This window comes from Microcoleus sp. MON1_C1, from assembly GCF_036701945.1.
Taxonomy (GTDB): domain Bacteria; phylum Cyanobacteriota; class Cyanobacteriia; order Cyanobacteriales; family Microcoleaceae; genus Microcoleus.
Genome location: NZ_JAUBRO010000006.1, coordinates 22,563 through 39,184 on the forward strand (window position 1 = coordinate 22,563; position 16,622 = coordinate 39,184).

The 16,622-nt window shown below is 45.2% G+C and carries 15 protein-coding genes; 6 read left to right on the forward strand and 9 right to left on the reverse strand.

Annotation, left to right across the window (positions count from 1 at the left end; all coding sequences use genetic code 11):
• Positions 1 to 189 precede the first annotated feature (189 nt).
• From QUA62_RS04735 to QUA62_RS04745, 3 genes are all read right to left on the reverse strand, one after another.
• The gene (locus tag QUA62_RS04735) at positions 190 to 1,050 is read right to left on the reverse strand and encodes an EamA family transporter (protein WP_333283741.1); all 861 of its coding nucleotides are present in this window, start codon (positions 1,048 to 1,050) and stop codon (positions 190 to 192) included.
• Positions 1,047 to 1,784: an ABC transporter ATP-binding protein gene (locus QUA62_RS04740; protein ID WP_333283739.1), complete on the reverse strand. Its 738-nt coding sequence runs from the start codon at positions 1,782 to 1,784 to the stop codon at positions 1,047 to 1,049. The genes QUA62_RS04735 and QUA62_RS04740 overlap by 4 nt, the downstream gene beginning before the upstream one ends.
• A gap of 281 nt (positions 1,785 to 2,065) precedes the next feature.
• The gene (locus QUA62_RS04745; protein ID WP_333402708.1) at positions 2,066 to 2,878 is read right to left on the reverse strand and encodes an ABC transporter ATP-binding protein; all 813 of its coding nucleotides are present in this window, start codon (positions 2,876 to 2,878) and stop codon (positions 2,066 to 2,068) included.
• A gap of 215 nt (positions 2,879 to 3,093) precedes the next feature.
• On the opposite strand from QUA62_RS04745, the gene QUA62_RS04750 reads away from it, so the two are divergent.
• From QUA62_RS04750 to QUA62_RS04765, 4 genes are all read left to right on the forward strand, one after another.
• Positions 3,094 to 3,960 carry a HEAT repeat domain-containing protein gene (locus QUA62_RS04750; RefSeq protein ID WP_333402709.1) on the forward strand — a complete coding sequence of 289 codons (867 nt, stop codon included), beginning with the start codon at positions 3,094 to 3,096 and terminating at the stop codon, positions 3,958 to 3,960.
• Between the two features lie 38 nt (positions 3,961 to 3,998).
• Entirely contained in the window at positions 3,999 to 7,049 is a 3,051-nt protein-coding gene (locus tag QUA62_RS04755; RefSeq protein WP_333402710.1) for a HEAT repeat domain-containing protein, read from the forward strand.
• A 4-nt stretch (positions 7,050 to 7,053) separates the two neighbouring features.
• Entirely contained in the window at positions 7,054 to 7,827 is a 774-nt protein-coding gene (locus QUA62_RS04760) for a Uma2 family endonuclease (protein ID WP_333402711.1), read from the forward strand.
• A 72-nt stretch (positions 7,828 to 7,899) separates the two neighbouring features.
• Positions 7,900 to 9,768, forward strand: a complete 1,869-nt coding sequence (locus QUA62_RS04765) for a tetratricopeptide repeat protein (protein WP_333402712.1) — start codon at positions 7,900 to 7,902, stop codon at positions 9,766 to 9,768.
• Between the two features lie 196 nt (positions 9,769 to 9,964).
• On the opposite strand, the gene QUA62_RS04770 is transcribed toward QUA62_RS04765, so the two are convergent.
• The gene (locus QUA62_RS04770; RefSeq protein ID WP_333402713.1) at positions 9,965 to 10,600 is read right to left on the reverse strand and encodes a L,D-transpeptidase; all 636 of its coding nucleotides are present in this window, start codon (positions 10,598 to 10,600) and stop codon (positions 9,965 to 9,967) included.
• Between the two features lie 687 nt (positions 10,601 to 11,287).
• Between QUA62_RS04770 and QUA62_RS04775 the strand changes: the two genes are divergently transcribed.
• Positions 11,288 to 11,788 carry an autotransporter gene (locus QUA62_RS04775; protein ID WP_333283725.1) on the forward strand — a complete coding sequence of 167 codons (501 nt, stop codon included), beginning with the start codon at positions 11,288 to 11,290 and terminating at the stop codon, positions 11,786 to 11,788.
• Between the two features lie 345 nt (positions 11,789 to 12,133).
• Positions 12,134 to 13,489: a sorbosone dehydrogenase family protein gene (locus tag QUA62_RS04780; protein WP_333402714.1), complete on the forward strand. Its 1,356-nt coding sequence runs from the start codon at positions 12,134 to 12,136 to the stop codon at positions 13,487 to 13,489.
• 65 nt (positions 13,490 to 13,554) lie between these two features.
• On the opposite strand, the gene QUA62_RS04785 is transcribed toward QUA62_RS04780, so the two are convergent.
• The 5 genes from QUA62_RS04785 to QUA62_RS04805 all read right to left on the reverse strand — a co-directional run bounded on the left by QUA62_RS04785 (position 13,555) and on the right by QUA62_RS04805 (position 16,463).
• The gene (locus tag QUA62_RS04785) at positions 13,555 to 14,010 is read right to left on the reverse strand and encodes a DUF6575 domain-containing protein (protein ID WP_333402715.1); all 456 of its coding nucleotides are present in this window, start codon (positions 14,008 to 14,010) and stop codon (positions 13,555 to 13,557) included.
• Between the two features lie 47 nt (positions 14,011 to 14,057).
• Entirely contained in the window at positions 14,058 to 14,453 is a 396-nt protein-coding gene (locus QUA62_RS04790; protein ID WP_333402716.1) for a hypothetical protein, read from the reverse strand.
• 175 nt (positions 14,454 to 14,628) lie between these two features.
• Complete coding sequence (locus QUA62_RS04795) at positions 14,629 to 15,195, reverse strand: DUF924 family protein (RefSeq protein ID WP_333402717.1); 567 nt, start codon at positions 15,193 to 15,195, stop codon at positions 14,629 to 14,631.
• A gap of 143 nt (positions 15,196 to 15,338) precedes the next feature.
• On the reverse strand, positions 15,339 to 15,695 hold the full coding sequence (locus QUA62_RS04800) for a peptidoglycan-binding domain-containing protein (protein ID WP_333402719.1): 357 nt from the start codon (positions 15,693 to 15,695) through the stop codon (positions 15,339 to 15,341).
• Between the two features lie 129 nt (positions 15,696 to 15,824).
• Positions 15,825 to 16,463 (reverse strand): ThiF family adenylyltransferase, encoded by a 639-nt coding sequence (locus tag QUA62_RS04805; protein ID WP_333283714.1) that lies wholly within the window; start codon positions 16,461 to 16,463, stop codon positions 15,825 to 15,827.
• Positions 16,464 to 16,622: the final 159 nt, after the last annotated feature.

The window sequence follows — 16,622 nt, forward strand, 5'->3', positions numbered from 1 at the left end:
ATTTTTTTTATCTTAATAAATAGTGAGAAAAAGTGCGATCGCCTTGAGTATAACATGACTTATACATCAATAGAGGCGCGGGCTTGTTTCCCACCCAGACATCCCCGCCCAACCGAGAGAGGGCGAGCACGGGGGCACCGCCCCTACATTCGGGGGGAGAATGAGCGTCAAAGTTCCGCAAGTCTCAACCTATAAACTGATAAATAAAACTCCCAAAATCATGATTCCGGCCCCTAATAATCTTTCTTGAATATCTTTTTCCTTAAAAATGAAATGACCGAACAATACACCCATTAACACGCTAGTACGCTTAATCGCGATCACTCGCACTACGAAAGTTAATGTCAAAGCTTGCATTTGAAAAATTATTCCAGTAGCATTGATAAACCCCATAGCAGCTAGCATTGGTAATTGTTTGAGAATTTGTCGCCCTGGATTTGGGGTTTTGTGCAATAAAACTGGCAGTAGCAAAACACTCATTGTACCAAACAAAGAGAATACCCAAAAAATAGGGTAGGAATTGGTAACTCCTATTTTGTCACAATTTGCGGCAATACTCCATAGTAATGCGACGATTAACATCAATTTTGGCCCTGGTTCATCCAGCAGTGCTTTGAATGGGGCTAAATATCCTTTGGATTTCTCTTTGATATTTAATAAATAAGAGCCTGCTACGATTAGTAAAATGCCAATATAATCAAATAATTTGGGATATTCACCGACAATTAACGGTGAAGTTACCAACATAAATAAAGGTGTCAAAGCTACCATCGGTAGTGTCAGGGATAAATCTGATACTTTGATGGCTTTGATGTAGAGGAGGGCTGTGACAGCGTTGATGCTACCTCCGATTAATAGGGCGAGCCAAAATTGAGAGTTTAAGGTCGGAATTCCTGTATAAAATACCCAGGGAATCAAAAAGATGACTGAAAAAAATGAGAAAGACCAAGCGACGACATATTCGTCACTTTTTTTGAGGTTTTGTTTGCCCAAAACGTCTTTGACGGCTTCAAAGAAAGCGCTCAAAATTCCAAAAATTAACCAAGTCATCCTAAATATGCGCTCCTGACTCGCTCGTCGTTTAGCAAATCCGTTCCAATACCTGTGAGGGTAATATTACCAGCTTCTAGTACGTAACCCCGATCGGCAATTTGCAGTGCTAAACTGGCGTTTTGTTCGACTAAGAGGATTGTAACGCCTGTTGAGCGGAGGTTTTGAATAATTGCAAAAATTTCTTTGACGATCGCAGGTGCTAAGCCTAAACTAGGCTCGTCTAATAATAGCAGCTTCGGGCGACTCATCAGAGCGCGGGCGATCGCCAGCATTTGCTGTTCCCCGCCGCTGAGAGTTCCTGCTAGCTGGCGGCGCCTTTCTGCTAGGCGCGGAAATATCTCAAATTGGCGCTCTAAATCGGCTTTTACTGCGGCCGAGTCCGATCGAATATAGGCCCCCAATTCCAAGTTACTCAACACCGTTTGCTGCGCCAAAACCCGCCGCCCTTCTGGACTGTGGGCGATTCCCAATTTCACAACTTCGTGAGCTTGGCGGCGGCTAATATCGCGCCCGCTATAAATAATTTGTCCTTGCCGCAAATTAACTATTTTAGAAATCGCTCTCAGGGTGGTACTTTTGCCCGCACCGTTGGCACCGATGAGACTGACAACCTCGCCTGCATTAATCGTGAGATTAATATTTTGTATGGCTTGAATTCCGCCATAACTTACAGAAACATTTTTGAGTTCTAAGAGGATGTTTTGGGTGGTTTTGGGTGAGCTGTGTTGCATTTTGTGTGACTTGATTGTTGATAAAATTTTCTCTCTTTTCCCGCAGTTCGCTAGTCGGTTAGTCCGCGAGTCCGCCAGAGGTTTCAACCCCTGGCTCATAGCTGAATTCCTCTTAAGAGGACTGGGAGATACATTTAACAATAACTATTAATCTTACTCGTTTCCCCGCTCGGTCTGGTAACGCAGAACCAGAGGCTCGGCCTCGATTTTTTATGTTACCAAACGAGGCGGAGCCTGTAGATGTCGCTTCCCTGCCCGAGCCGGGGAAACATTTACAATTTCTACGTTTCATCTCCCAAATAAGCCTCAATCACCGCCGGGTCATTCCTCACAACAGCAGGTTCTCCCAAAGCAATAAGCTGACCGAAATGCAAGACGGCAATTCGATCGCACAACCCCATAACTAGCGGTACATGATGCTCGATCAATATTACAGTTAAATTGAATTGTTGGCGTACTTCTCGGATAAATTCGCTTAATTTGTGCTTTTCACTGGGATTCATCCCTGCTGCAGGTTCATCTAACAAGAGTATTTGCGGTTCTAAGGCTAAAGCGCGGGCAATTTCTAAGCGCCTCTGGTCGCCGTAGGGCAAGTTTTTGGCTTGTTCGCCCGCGCGATCGCCTAATCCGACTAAATCCAACAATTCTAAGGCTTTTCGCTGGGTTTTGCGTTCCATTGCGTTAGATGCTGGCAAGCCGAAAATCCCCGCCAGCACCGATAAAACTGGATTGCCCGATCGACTGTGGATGTGTCGGGCAATCGCCACATTTTCCACAGCAGAAAGTTCCCCAAACAACCGGATATTTTGAAAAGTTCTGGCAATACCTTTATTGGCAATTTGATAAGGCTTCAATTGGGAAATATTTTCATTTTGATAAATCAGGTTGCCGCTAGAAGCAGGTATCAGTCCAGTCATTAGATTAAATAGAGTTGTCTTGCCCGCGCCGTTAGGGCCGATTAATCCAAAAATTTCGTGTTTTTCAACTGTAAAAGATACGTTTTTTACAGCAATTAAACCACCAAAACGACGAGTTAATCCTTTGGCTGCTAAAACAGGATTGCTGGTTGAGAGGGTAAGGGGTTCGGAAATCATAAACACATCATAGAACGAATATAAGATATCTAATTATGCCTTAGACTGCGGAATGTTCTTAAAGTGCAGCTTTTTAAGCAGTATTTAGGGCGATCGATTTCACCACAGACAAGCACAAATTTAGATCGCCCGGAGTCCTGAAACAGTTTGATGAGAATGTATACACAATTATTCAAATGGCTGAGACGCCTCATCAAACACAAGGATTCTAGCCCATGACGAAGCACTGCCGACAAAGATTAGTTGCCGTAATTGCTCTCTCGTTTCTATCTTTCACATCCCCTTTGCTGTTGACTCGCAATGCTGCGGCTGGAATTAAGGACGAACCCACAGCTAATCCCAAAGAGATTCCCTCCCTCACCGAGAAGTTAAAGAGTAACGATGAAACGGCACTTGATCCAGCTATTAAGCTGTTACGAAAAATAGGTGAACCAGCCATCCCTGATTGGCTGGAAGCTTTGCAGGCTCAGAATTTGTCAGTCCGCCAGGGTGCTGCTGAGGTTCTAAGACAAATTCATCTTCCTGCTATTCCTGCCTTTGTCAAAACCTTGAAAGACTCAGATGTGTCGGTTGGTGCAGAAGCTAAAACTGCACTGCCGCAGCTAATTCTCTTGCTGAAAGACTCCGATGCAACTGTGCGTAGCCGTGCAGGCTATGCTTTGGGAAGGATGGGTGCAGAAGCTAAAACTGCTGTGCCGCACCTAATTCTCTTGCTGAAAGACTCCGATGCAACCGTGCGTAGCCGTGCAGCCAATGCTTTGGGAAGTATGGGTGCAGAAGCTAAAACTGTTGTGCCGCAGCTAATTCTCTTGCAGAAAGACTCCGATGCAAAGGTGCGTAGCCGTGCAGACTATGCTTTGGCAAGGATGCGTGCAGAAGCTAAAACTGCTGTGCCACAGCTAATTCCCCTGCTTCAAGACTCAGATGCAACTGTGCGTAGTAGTGCAGCCTCTGCTTTGGGAAGTTTCGGTGCAGAAGCTAAAACTGCACTGCCGCAGCTAATTCTCTTGCAGAAAGACTCCCATGTAAATGTGCGTAGTAGTACAGCGTCTGCTTTGAATAAAATCCGCGCAAAAGCTTAAACTGCAATGCCATAGCTAAGGAATAAAAAATAAAGAAGGTGACTAATATAGCAATCCTAAATGATTATACTCGTTACCAGGCAGAGCCTGGGAACCAGTTAAACCAGTGTGATGAGAATGTAGATACAATTATTCAAATGGCTGAGACGGCTCATCAAATACAAGGATTCTGGCCCATGACGACGCGCTACCGAAAAAAATTAGTTGCCGTAATTGCCCTCTCGTTTTTATCTTTCACATCGCCTTTGCTGTTGATTCGCAGCGCTGGGGCTGAAAGTGTCAGCGCACAAAAAGCTAGTTCCAAAGAGATTTCCTCCCTCATTCAGAAGTTAAAGAGCAACGATGAAAAGGAACTTGATGCAGCTATTGAGAAGTTAGGAAAAATAGGTGAACCAGCTATTCCTGCTTTGATTGAAGCTTTGCAAGAGGAAAATTTGCTAGTCCGCCGGAGTGTTACTCAGGTTCTCCAAAGAATTGGCGATCGTGCTATTCCTGCTCTTGTCAAAGCGTCGAAAGACTCGGACGTAAAGGTACGCCGTAATTCGGTCAACGTGTTAAAAACAATGGTTGGTAATAATCGGTTGTTACCTGAACAGTCGTCAGAAGCTAAAAATGCAGTGCCACAGCTAATTCCCTTGCTTAAAGACTCCGATAGAAATGTGCGTAGCAGTGCCGCCTTTGCCTTGGGGAGAATGGGTGCAGGAGCTAAAACTGCTGTGCCGCAGCTAATTCCCTTGTTGGAAGACTCCGATGCAGACGTGCGTAGCAGTGCCATCAGTGCCTTGGGAAATATCGGTTCAGAAACTAAAACTGCTGTGCCACAGCTAATTCTGTTGCTCAAAGACTCCGATGCAGACGTGCGTAGCAGTGCCGCTTTTGCCTTGAGGACAATGGGTGCAGAAGCTAAAACTGTTGTGCCACAGCTAATTCTATTGCTCAAAGACTCCGATAAAAATGTGCGTAGCAGTGCCGCCTTTGCCTTGGGAAATATCGGTTCAGAAGCTAAAACTGCTGTGCCACAGCTAATTCTGTTGCTCAAAGACTCCGATAAAAATGTGCGTAGCAGTGCCATCGGTGCCTTGGGGAGTATCGGTGCAGAAGCTAAAACTGTTGTGCCGCAGCTAATTCTGTTGCTCAAAGACTTCGATGCAGGTGTGCGTAGCAGTGCCGCCTTTGCCTTGGGACAAATCGGTGCAGAAGCTAAAACTACTGTGCCGCAGCTAATTCTGTTGCTCAAAGACTCCGATAAAAATGTGCGTAGCAGTGCCGCCTTTGCCTTGGAAAATATTGCTCTTAGCCTTCAAGAAAAGGCAAAAAAGCTAACCCCATCGGAGTTAAATCAGGCTGTATCAAACCTAGAATCAGCTTTAAAAATTTTGGAAAAGTCTCAACCAGGATCTACTGATTTTTTTTCATATAATGAGTCGCAAAAAAATAAAAGAATCGCCAATTTCCGTGCATACCTCAATGTTCTAAAAATAGAACAAAACGCCAATTTATTCAATTTAATTAGCCAGAATCAATGGGTAGCAGCAACAATAATTTACCTAATCTTCTTCCCGTCCCTGTGGTTTCTAATCCTCCGGCTCCGTCCCCTATGGCTGCTGCGAATCAACGACGCACTCAAACCCTACGAATTTAAACTACCTGAAACATGGGGCGGTGCTCCCGTGCGAATTCGCGACCTTACCTTTTTCAGTATTTTTATTTACCGTCCCAGAGTTCTAGATTCCTGGATTTCGGCCCACATCGAAACAGTCCGCGAACAATTTGTTCAACGAAATACAGTCAAAAGCCGCGCTACTTACATCCCAGTTTCTTTTGAATTAGACGACAAAAAACTACCTCAACTTAGGGGTCAAGATTTGCCAGCAATTTTCACCAAAAAGCGAATCTGTCTGCTCATCTGGGGTGAAGGCGGTATCGGCAAAACTAGCATCGCTTGTCAAATTGCCGATTGGGCAATGGAACCCGATAAAACCCAACGCCTCTGCAAACACCTGATGATTCCAATCTTGATCGAAGAAGAACTAGACAGTAAAGTCGCGGAAGGCAAAAATCCCTTTTTTGAAGCCATACGCGGTCAACTAAAATCTATCACCAACCATCCCACGCCCATTGCTGAAGAACTGCTGCAAAAATTGCTACAACAGCGCCGTATCCTAGTAATTGTTGACCACTTTTCAGAAATGGCAGAAACAACTCAAAAGGAAATTGACCCTAATGCTGCCGATTTTCCCATCAATGCTTTGATTGTGACTTCGCGACTTGATTCCACAATGGGTAAAGCCAACAAAAACACGCTTCACCCGCTGCGAATTGAGGGATCGGAACTATCAGCTTTCATGGAAAAATACTTAGAAAAGCTAGGGAAATTAAATCTTTTTAACGGTTCGCAATTTCATTATGCCTGCGGCGATTTGGCTAAACTTTTAGAGGAAATCAGAATTCAAGGCAGAAGTACAACTGTATTGTTTGCCAAACTATACGCCGATGTGTTGGTCGCGAAAATGGAAGGCAACAAAAGTGGTAACTTACCTGAAAATATACCAGATTTGATGCTGTCCTATCTGAACGAACTGAACCGGGACATGGTAGAAAATAAATTGACAGATATCACGGTTCACGAAGATGCTAAATTGCTCGCTTGGGAATGCCTGAGACTCACTTATCGACCCGCTAGCACTAAGATTCCAGATGCCATCAATGCGCTATCGGTATTTAATTCACAAGATGTCGATAGACGCTTCAACTATCTCCAAGAAAAACTCCACCTCATCCAAACGAACGTCCCTAGCAAAGAGAATGTCCGGTTTGTACTTGACCCCGTAGCGGAGTATTTAGCAGGATTGCATTTAGTCGATATTTATGGTGAAGATGAAAGCAAGTGGCGCGATTTTCTAATAGATGCAGACTTTCAAAATTCGCCAGAGGCAATTAAAGGTTTTATGTTAGCAGTTCGTGATTGTTATTTAGCCAAGATTCCAGGTGCAAAAGATACTGACTTTCTGCCGCAAGAAATCACATCGCGCTATAATATTACAATTACCGTACCGCTTCAATCTCCTCAAGCCGTCTCGCCTGGGTAATCTTATGACGATGTACGTACCGGATTCGCAGCATTCCCAAACAAAAGTCCTTCCTACGATGTATGATTTACCCAGTGAAGACCCGGAGGAACCCGGTTTGCCTGACGAATTCCACGAGTTTCAACCCGAACTGCTGCGTCTAACCTGCCGCCCCGCAAATCATCCGCCAGAACAAATATTTATAGCGACAGACCTCAATCTCTACTACGATTCTAACCATTTCAATTGGTACAAAAGACCTGATTGGTTTGTCGTCTTGGGGGTTCCGAGATTATATCAAGGTGAGGAATTGCGCCTGGGCTACGTGATGTGGCAAGAAAATGTCAGTCCTCTGGTAGTAGTAGAACTGCTGTCACCTGGAACTGAAGATGAGGATTTAGTAATTACACAAGAAGCACGAAATAAACCGCCTACTAAGTGGCGAGTTTACGAACAGATTTTGCAGATTCCTTACTACTTTGTTTTCAGTCGGTACAACAATCATTTGAGAATATTTCGCTTGATTGGCAATCGTTACCGCGAACAAGTTTTAACCGAACCCAGATTCTGGATACCGGAATTAGAATTAGGTATAGATTTGTGGGAAGGTTGTTATCAAGGTTGTTCGAGGTGGTGGCTGCGTTGGTACGATGTCAGTGGAAATTGGGTTCTGACTCCCGAGGAGTTTGAAAGACAGCGAGCTGAATTAGAAAGTCAGCGTGCCGAATCAGAAAGTCAGCGAGCAAATCCATTAGCCGATCGACTGCGAGCAATGGGCATTAATCCAGAGGAGCTGTAAAATTAAATAGCAGCATGAAATGGTGCAAGCTGCAAGCGATGTCCATAAAAATTTATTAACTAAAAATAACTTATGCCAGACTCTACCTCACTGCGCGATCGCTACCTAGCTCTAATCGACAAAATTGTCGAAATCACCCTCAAAGGTCAAATTCGCTCCAAAGAACAAGTTTATCAAATGCTGGTGCAAGACATTAGCACCGGTACTGGCGAAATCTTTGAACGCTGTTTCGGCGAACGGCTTGATGCCGCCGAAAATCAAGTCAGAAATGAAAAAGACGAAATCAAACAAGCAAAGGCAAATCGCACCCTCCGAGCTCTCAAAACCATCCAGGGAGAATGGGAACGCTGGCAGAAAGATAACCGCGTCGATCGCGCAATTGCATCATCAATCCAACAAATCGTTACTGCCGAATCTAACGCCCGCCTCCTGGCATTATTGCAAGTAATTGACCCGAATAAAGAACATCCGCTGACTCTGGCTCAATTGCAGCAATTGGCAAAATCTCTGCACCAACAAATGCTGCAAACGGCCAATCCCGAAACCGAACAAGATTTGCAGCAAATCACCGCCGGCATCGCTAAAGGTTTAGAATCTTGGCAGCGGTTGGAACCGGAACTCGTGGGCTGGATTTATCAGCCGCAGCAGCTAGGATTTGCCGGTAGTCCCGAACAAAATGGGCCTTGGGCTTTTTGGGCAAAAAAAGTTAACAGTCCCTTTCCCCAGGCTCTTTTGAATACTATTGCGCTCGGTGAATCTGTAGTTCAATTCGCCGCCCAGCAATCGAATTTAGATTTAGGCATATTGGTGGAAGCGGCGATTATTTTGCAGTGCTTGCAGCGGGCGTTGGCGACATGGTTTGACAAGCAAGTTTATGATTCCAAAGTGTCAACAAAAGCTTCAATTTCTACTTACATTACTTTTGCGGTAATTTGGAGTCAGCTAGCTAGTGGGTTTAATAATTCTACCAAGAGCGGCGAGCAGTTGGCAAATGCTTGTTTTCAAGTAACTTTGCAAATTTTGCGCGCTTTTTCTCAGCGAGAATATTTTCCGCTTTACGGGGGAATTTTTGCTTCGTTTGATGGTAAAGCGCTGCGGCATACTTTGGATTATTTAGACGAACCGCTGCGGCGAGTTGAAGGCACTCAAGCAAAAGCTCGGATTCTGACGCTTTTGGGTTATTCGATGCAGGCGGCTGGGGCCTACGAGCGATCGCTCTTGCTGCACAAGCAAGCGCTGGAAATTGCCCGTACCGAAGGAGACAAAGCTTGCGAAGTTGCCAATCTCAATCACATCAGCCGCAACTATGTTGCTCAAAAAAATTATCAGGAAGCGATTAATTACAGCCAGCGGGCTTTAATTATGGCACGACAAGCGGGAGAGCGACAAGGCGAGGCAAATGCTCTGGCTAATTTGGGTTACAGTGAAGTGTTTCAAGCGCGGCAGTTGGAGGAGGTGGAACCGGAGGTTTACGAGAGTGCGATCGGTTATTTGGAACAAGGTTTGTTGCTATCGGAAAAATTGGGCGATCGCCAAAGTCAAGCTTTTTGTTCCAGCAGTCTCGGTATTGCTAAAATCGCCCTGGAAAATGCTGAAGCTGCGATCGAGTATTTGCTCAAAGGTTGGCAAGCGGCTCAATTCTCAGGGGATTTATATTTGCAAGGTCTGAATTTGGCTTACCTGGCTCAAGCTTATTACAGAATCAACTCACTAGAAAAAGCGATATTTGCGGGCAGTTTGGGGATGTATACTTTGGAACAAATTGGTGCGATGGAGTGGCGTCAATCGGCTGGTTTGTTGACAATTTTGCGGGGTCAAATGGGGGCAGAATCTTTTAAACAATCTTTGGCGAAAAGTCGAGCGAATATCATTCCGGCGATCGGTGTGGACGGCTACGATTACATCCCGGAGTTGCTGGAAAAATATCAGCAATCTATTTAACTCTTTGTGGAACAGGCCGGAAAGCCTGTTGCTGAGAGGGGTAAAAAATGTAAGTTTTAACTCAGCCAATAGCTGCATTATCAATAAGTCTTTCATGGGCGGGCTCTCCTGCCCACCCCACAACCAAATTTAAGTCTTTGTGGAACAGGCCGGAAAGCCTGTTCATGTGTTTTTATGCACCCCAACCTCCAAATAATTAATGCTCAACTATCACCGGTGTGCCAACTGCGACTTTCTCAAATAAAGCCTGTGCGTCTTTATCAAACATTCTGACGCAGCCGTGAGAAGCCGCCCCCCCGATCGACTCTGGATTCGGAGTACCGTGAAAACCAATCACATTCTTGCCATCCGTCCAAAACCCCATCCACCTACTCCCTAATGGATTGTCGGGCCCAGCAGGAATAAGTTCTCCTGTCCAAGGATTTTGCCAAACTGGATCTTTGATCATTTGCATAACTTTAAAATTGCCTGTAGGAGTTTCCCACCCGCCTTTTCCCACAGCAACCGGGAAACTGGCTTGCACCTTATTTTGTCGGTAAACATAGACGCGGCGTTCTCGCAATTTCAGCACTAAACGCACTTCCTCAATAGGATTTACCGCAGGTTTGGGTTCCTGGGGAATATAACGAAATGGTTCTCCCAGGGGCGGCAGTTCTGGGGTTCCGAGATTCGGCAATTTGGTCTCGGATGTTGGCCGCTGCGCCGCGATCGCACTATTACTTGAATTAGCCACCACTTCGGCAATCGCCTGCTGCTGTAGGCCAACCGACAGCGCGGCTGCACTCAAGCTCAGTACAATTAACTTGTTAAACAAAAATTTGCTCTTCACCATTGTTTTGTTCGCTAAACTCCTCACCAGCAGTTCCTACAAAGTTCCTATCTAATTATCCGCCAACCGCACCCGATCGGAAAAATTTTGAGATGGCTTTTTGACTGCAACTGCGCTGCACAGTTGTTAGTTGAAATTACACCACTGATAACTTGTAACTCAACACAAAGCTTAGGCAATAATACTACGAAAAAAACAAGGTTTTTATAAGTGGCTCAGTGGACTTACGCAAGAGAATGTCGTGAGAAAACCCGGTTTATGCGTAAATATTGCCAGAAAATGATTAAATTATACCTCCGACTAATTTGATTTTTTAGCCATGGCAGACTGGGGATGGCAGACTGGGGATCGAGTATTCAAACTATGGCGCTGCTGTATCCGGCAAGCACACTCTGTCTTTGGGTAGAGTTGCCCCCAGCAACAGTTAGGTTGGCGGAAAAAAACTGCTACGGTCGATCGAATAAACTCAATATATCACGGCAACACTCTAGAGATGCGAACCGCTGAACTTGTTGTAAATCGGGAACTTATGATGTAAAATTTAGTCTTTCAATACTTGTTCGATAATCTTTTTTTGAGATTGTCATAAATTTCCTACTCTGGGGATTAAACTGGATTAGGTATAGAGGTTGGGACTTTCGCGCAGCGGAAGCAAACCCGACCCTGAATAGCAGTTAATGTGAGGTTTCAATGCGTCTTCAGAACATCAAATTATTGACAGGTGCAACACTGTCGGTGGTAATTTCGGCGGTCTCAGTACATCCTGCGATGGCTAACCCTGCAACTCAAATAGCCCAAACGCAAACCACCACAACAGCAAACACTAGAACCATTGTGGGTTTTGTCAAAAGTATTGTCGGCGACGTAGTAACTATTCGCGAAGAAAGCGCGCCGTACAGGACTCTCAGGATTCAAAGATGCGTCCTGAGAATTATTGGCCTCGTACCGGGAATGAAAGTCAGAGCCACCGTCGCCGGATCTCAGATACAAAATATCGCGGTGATCCCCGATTATAAGGTTGTAGCCACAACGGTTGCTCGTCCTGCAACCCCAGCACCGGCACCGCGTCCGGCCCCAGAACCGCCACCGCGTCCGGCTCCTCGTCCGGCTCCGGCTCCGGCTCCGGTTCCGGCTCCCCGTCCGATTCCGGCTCCGGCTCCCCGTCCGGCTCCTGTGAGAGGACTTTGGTAGACCTAGGTTATACCATTTTCGATTTTTGATTTTTGATTTTCGATGGGAATGACCAAAAGCAATGTGGTCACCAGCCGCGTGATTCATTCGTGGAGCGAGAAAAAAGCTCGAATCCGGATCGCAAGCCCTCGGAGTTATCAGTGGGGTCGCTTTCTTCAATCTAAAATCTAAAATCTAAAATCTAAAATTGATTGACTGATCAAGCTCAAAGTTGGAATCACAGGTCTACAGTTGCATTCTTTTTTGCAACTGGTATCAGTAAATCGAATTAAGCCACCGCGCCGGCGGTGGCTTAGCTGTTTAATACCAGTTAGAATAATAGAATTGTCCAGCAATTGTGGAGAAATGGCTGCTATGTATTACCTGCGTTTCTTGCTGCTAATTCTGCTGTTGCCGATGATTGCGTGCGATCGAGCTACAGATGCGATCGCCCCTGCTGTTGGCGACACCGGCCCCGTGTCGCAAATTCCCTCCCGTGCACCGCTGACAAATGTTGGCACAAATCAAATTGTACCGACCAAACCGCTGTCGCCGCAGCCAATCCGCATTGTTGCAACTTCTTTGCCGCAGCCAGGAGCCAGCGATAGCGCCTCAAAACCTCCTCAAGTAGTACCGATTCCCGCATCGCCAGTGCTGCGAGTGCCTCCTGGCTTTGTCGTTAACGTTTTTGCTGACAATTTAGACGCTCCCCGATGGCTGGCTTTGACGCCGACAGGCGATGTTTTGGTAACAGAAACCCGGCAGAATCGGATTACGCTGTTGCGGGATGCCAACCGCGACGGGGTTGCTGAGGTTCGCAAGACTTTTGCAAGTGCCCAAAACGGGTTAAATATTCCTTTTGGTATGGCTTTTGCCGATCGCTATTTTTTCCTCGGAAATACCGCTGAAGTCCGCCGATTTCCCTACACAAAAGGACAGGAACAATTGAGTGGTGCCGGTCAAAAAATTGCCGATTTACCGGGCGGCGGCTACAACCAACACTGGACGCGAAATGTTGTCGTTTCCCCCGACAAGAGCAAGCTTTTCGTATCAGTTGGATCGCAGTCTAATGCCGATGTCGAACCGCTGCCGAGGGCCTCTGTTCAAGTGATGAATTTGGACGGCAAGAACCAGCAAATTTTTGCTTCCGGTTTGCGAAATCCGGTGGGATTGGATTTTCACCCAACAACCAATCAACTCTACACGACAGTCAACGAACGCGACGGTTTGGGAGATGATTTGGTGCCGGATTACTTCACAAGAATTCGTCAAGGCGAGTTTTACGGCTGGCCTTACGCTTATTTTAAGCCGAATTTGCTCGACCCGCGCCACGCTAGAAACGGCAATAGCGATCGACCTGATTTAGCGGCTAAAACATTAATGCCGGACGTGCTGTTTCAGGCGCATTCGGCGGCTTTGGGGCTTCAGTTTTACGACGGCAAAACGTTTCCTAAAAGATTCCTGAACGGGGCGTTTGTGGCGTTTCGCGGCAGTTGGAATCGGAACGCTGGAACTGGTTATAAAATCGTGTTTGTACCTTTTAATGCGGCGAACGGACGCCCTCAAGGTTATTATGAGGATTTTCTCACTGGTTTTCTGACAGATCCGTCTGGCCCGAAAACTTGGGGGAGGCCGGTTGGTTTGCTGGTTTTACCTGACGGGAGTTTGCTGTTTACTGAGGAAGCGAACAACCGGATTTATCGGGTGCAGTATCGCGGCTGAGGATTGGGCGATGGATTAGATCCCGACTTCTTCAAGAAGTCGGGGATCTGGTTGTTTAGTCAGCTTCAAACCTTGCTAAGTTGAGATTCACCGGAAAGCTTTTGAAAAATTAATAACCTATCTTCTTCCGCAGTTTCGCGATTTAAATCAGACAGTTCGTAATAGGAATCTGTTTCGGGCAAGTAGATTGCCGGTAAATTATCAGGCAGGATTAAATAAGTGTTTTTCACCTGTAAATCCTTGTCTATATCTAATGAATATAGAAATCCGTCAACAGGATTTACAATTAACTCGTGCAATGAAACTTGTCCCTCTATGTAAAGCTTGAGAGTTACTCGTGCAACTCTGAAAACCAACCAGCGATTGTACAAATTATCTACATCGCACCAAGAATAAAGATAGCTATCGCCGTATTCATTCTCAAAAAGCGATAGCAGGGGGCCGTCGAAATACTCTAAATTGACTATGCTTCTGAGAGATAAAGGAAATTTACTTAGTTTAAATCCTATTAATTGTTCCATTTTTTTGTACCTTACAATAAACAAGATGTTATTACAAATTTTGCTGCTCAATCAGCAGTAGCAAATTCATGTAGGCTCAAGTGACCGTTATCATCTATTTTGGAGACAACTCCATCTGTCTTGTCGATCGAGCCTGCTGCTATGTGAGTCCCCAGAGAATCGCGGAGTTTTTTTCTTTTTTTTGTTAGTTTTAAATAACGTTTTTCGGCATTTTCCTTGGTATCAAATAATGATAGCGCATAACCTTGACATCTGGTTGCTTCTGTTTCTGGTTGTAGGTTGCGCTGCGGAGTTATTATCAGCACTGGTTTAAAGTTATTAATAGATCGTTCATCATGGGGTTCAAATACAAATCTAAAAGCCAGCATTTCTTTAGGTTCATAGTCCTGTGGCGGGCATTGAGTTGAAAGCTTATCTATATATTCTTGGTGTTTGAAACACATATTGATAATTTTAGTAGCCGATTTGATTTTAAATTTTAAATGTTAGCAGAAAATCGCTATTTTTTATATCAATTGTAATCCGTGCTTTTTGCTGTAAAATCAGTGGGGCATTCCTCTTAACTATAGTATTTTTAAGTCTGTACAGCAAATCACCTAAAAATTTGGCGATCGCGCTTTAAAATCCCGAACCGGGTTGTTTCAGAAACTCTGCTTCTTCCGGGGTTGTTTCGCGTCCGAGAATTTCATTGCGGTGGGGAAATCTCCCAAAACGCTCGATTATTTCCAAATGCTGCATCGCGTATTCAATGAATGAATCGCTGTCAGGTTCGCCGCTGAGTTGGCTAAATAGTTCGACAGATTTTTGCTGTTTTTCTAAGTTTTCGCTGTGTTCAAAAGGCAGATAAACAAATAATTTTTGTACAGTCAGCAATTCGCGATCGAATTTATTATTAATAGCGTATTCGGCGGTGGCTAAAGCTTTGCTGTCTGTGGCGAATGCTTGGGGCGTTCCCCGAAACATATTACGCGGAAATTGATCGAGCAGTATAATTAATGCTAGGCAGCTTTCGGGGGAATCTTGCCATGAGTCGAGTTGACCGGAGGCGGCGAGTTCGTATTGCTGCATAAAGCGCGATCGCACTTCTGCATCAAAATCCGCATCTTTTTCAAACCATTTCTTTTGGACTTTGCCAAACTCGGGAGATTGCGATCGACCAAACCAAAAATCTAAAACTTCATTCATTAGCAATCTAGTATGCGATTGATTGTTGATTAAAGCTTCTGTTTCTGTAGTTGCACAAAATGCGATCTCTGCACAACTACAAACCGCAGCGATTAATGATTAGCAATGCTCACTTAGGAACTTTTGTTGTCCGGTGCTTAAATTTACGAATTAGTAAACAGTCTGTCCCAAGTTTGACCTCCCACAACTCCGTCTACAGGAATATCAGCTTGTCGCTGAAATCTTTTCACTGCATTTTCGGTTGTCGGACCGAACACGCCATCAATTACGATCGGGTGTGGGGACAAGCCCCGCGCGTTCAACAACTTTTGCAGTTTCTTCACATCGTGCCCTTTCGATCCGCATTTTAAAATCCTTTTATGGTGTCTTACTGCTGGTCGATGGCAATCATCAGTAGAGCAAACTGCGGAGCCTGCTGCATAGTTTGCTCTACTTGTGCCCGTCAAAACTAATAGGGCGAGAATTGCTAGTAAATAATAAAAAGTCTGTGATCCGGCCATACTTTCCCTGTTAATTTTTCAAGCGTTTTTTGCAAGTTGGACGATTGTTTGAGGGTGAGAAACCGGGTTTATAGGATGGGGGCATCCAATCTTGATTGACCGGGTTTCTGGCAACAGTCAACCGACATTCTACAATATAAGTGGCTTTACTGCAAAATCTCCGATCGTGCAAGTTAAATTTTGTTGCTCTTTGGTAGCAGCAAAGGTAACAATTACTTCGCAAGCAACTGCCACCGTCAGCATTACCAAGTTTCGCGCCAGCGGGTAATCGCAAACGTCATCATTCGCCGCTGAAGGAACCCGATAGTGTTCGTTCCAAATTATTTCGGAGTAATCGGCAGCTAATCCGACGTGCACGCAGGGAAGGGAGGCACTCGCACAGTAATCCTTGACTGCTTGCCGCCCGACACTGTTATCAAAAGTATCGATGACTGTGGCGCTGACAGCAAGCAGCCGATCGGCATTTGCGGGTGTCAATTCTTTTGAGTGCGCGTCAATGCTGACTCCCAAAGCGCGGTAGAGGTTGTTGGCGAGAATTTTGGCTTTGAATGCGCCGATGTCCGATCGATAATAGGGTTGAGTGGAAAGGTTGCGTTCCTCAATGCGATCGCGATCGATGACTTTTAACTGACAAAAGCCCGATCGCGCGAGACTTTCTGTAATATTCGCACCCAAAGCGCCCGCCCCGCACACCGTTACCGGGAAATTTTTGATCTGCGACATCACTGCGGCACTTCTGTAAAGTTGTTCGTGAAAAAATATACTCATGGTAATTGCGAATTGGGCATTGGGCATTGGGCATTGGGCATTGGGCATTGGGCATTGGGCATTGGTTATTTCTTGATTATTTTTTATTAGAAAAACCAGGATCAACTAACAACTAACAACTAACAACTGACAACTGACAACTAACTATTAGATATTCCC

Bases quoted from the DNA above. Each gene is read 5' to 3' on its own strand.
- QUA62_RS04735 (WP_333283741.1), bottom strand. From the start codon at position 1,050: ATGACTTGGTTAATTTTTGGAATTTTGAGCGCTTTCTTTGAAGCCGTC.
- QUA62_RS04740 (WP_333283739.1), bottom strand. From the start codon at position 1,784: ATGCAACACAGCTCACCCAAAACCACCCAAAACATCCTCTTAGAACTC.
- QUA62_RS04745 (WP_333402708.1), bottom strand. From the start codon at position 2,878: ATGATTTCCGAACCCCTTACCCTCTCAACCAGCAATCCTGTTTTAGCA.
- QUA62_RS04750 (WP_333402709.1), top strand. From the start codon at position 3,094: ATGACGAAGCACTGCCGACAAAGATTAGTTGCCGTAATTGCTCTCTCG.
- QUA62_RS04760 (WP_333402711.1), top strand. From the start codon at position 7,054: ATGACGATGTACGTACCGGATTCGCAGCATTCCCAAACAAAAGTCCTT.
- QUA62_RS04765 (WP_333402712.1), top strand. From the start codon at position 7,900: ATGCCAGACTCTACCTCACTGCGCGATCGCTACCTAGCTCTAATCGAC.
- QUA62_RS04770 (WP_333402713.1), bottom strand. From the start codon at position 10,600: ATGGTGAAGAGCAAATTTTTGTTTAACAAGTTAATTGTACTGAGCTTG.
- QUA62_RS04775 (WP_333283725.1), top strand. From the start codon at position 11,288: ATGCGTCTTCAGAACATCAAATTATTGACAGGTGCAACACTGTCGGTG.
- QUA62_RS04780 (WP_333402714.1), top strand. From the start codon at position 12,134: ATGGCTGCTATGTATTACCTGCGTTTCTTGCTGCTAATTCTGCTGTTG.
- QUA62_RS04785 (WP_333402715.1), bottom strand. From the start codon at position 14,010: ATGGAACAATTAATAGGATTTAAACTAAGTAAATTTCCTTTATCTCTC.
- QUA62_RS04790 (WP_333402716.1), bottom strand. From the start codon at position 14,453: ATGTGTTTCAAACACCAAGAATATATAGATAAGCTTTCAACTCAATGC.
- QUA62_RS04795 (WP_333402717.1), bottom strand. From the start codon at position 15,195: ATGAATGAAGTTTTAGATTTTTGGTTTGGTCGATCGCAATCTCCCGAG.
- QUA62_RS04800 (WP_333402719.1), bottom strand. From the start codon at position 15,695: ATGGCCGGATCACAGACTTTTTATTATTTACTAGCAATTCTCGCCCTA.
- QUA62_RS04805 (WP_333283714.1), bottom strand. From the start codon at position 16,463: ATGAGTATATTTTTTCACGAACAACTTTACAGAAGTGCCGCAGTGATG.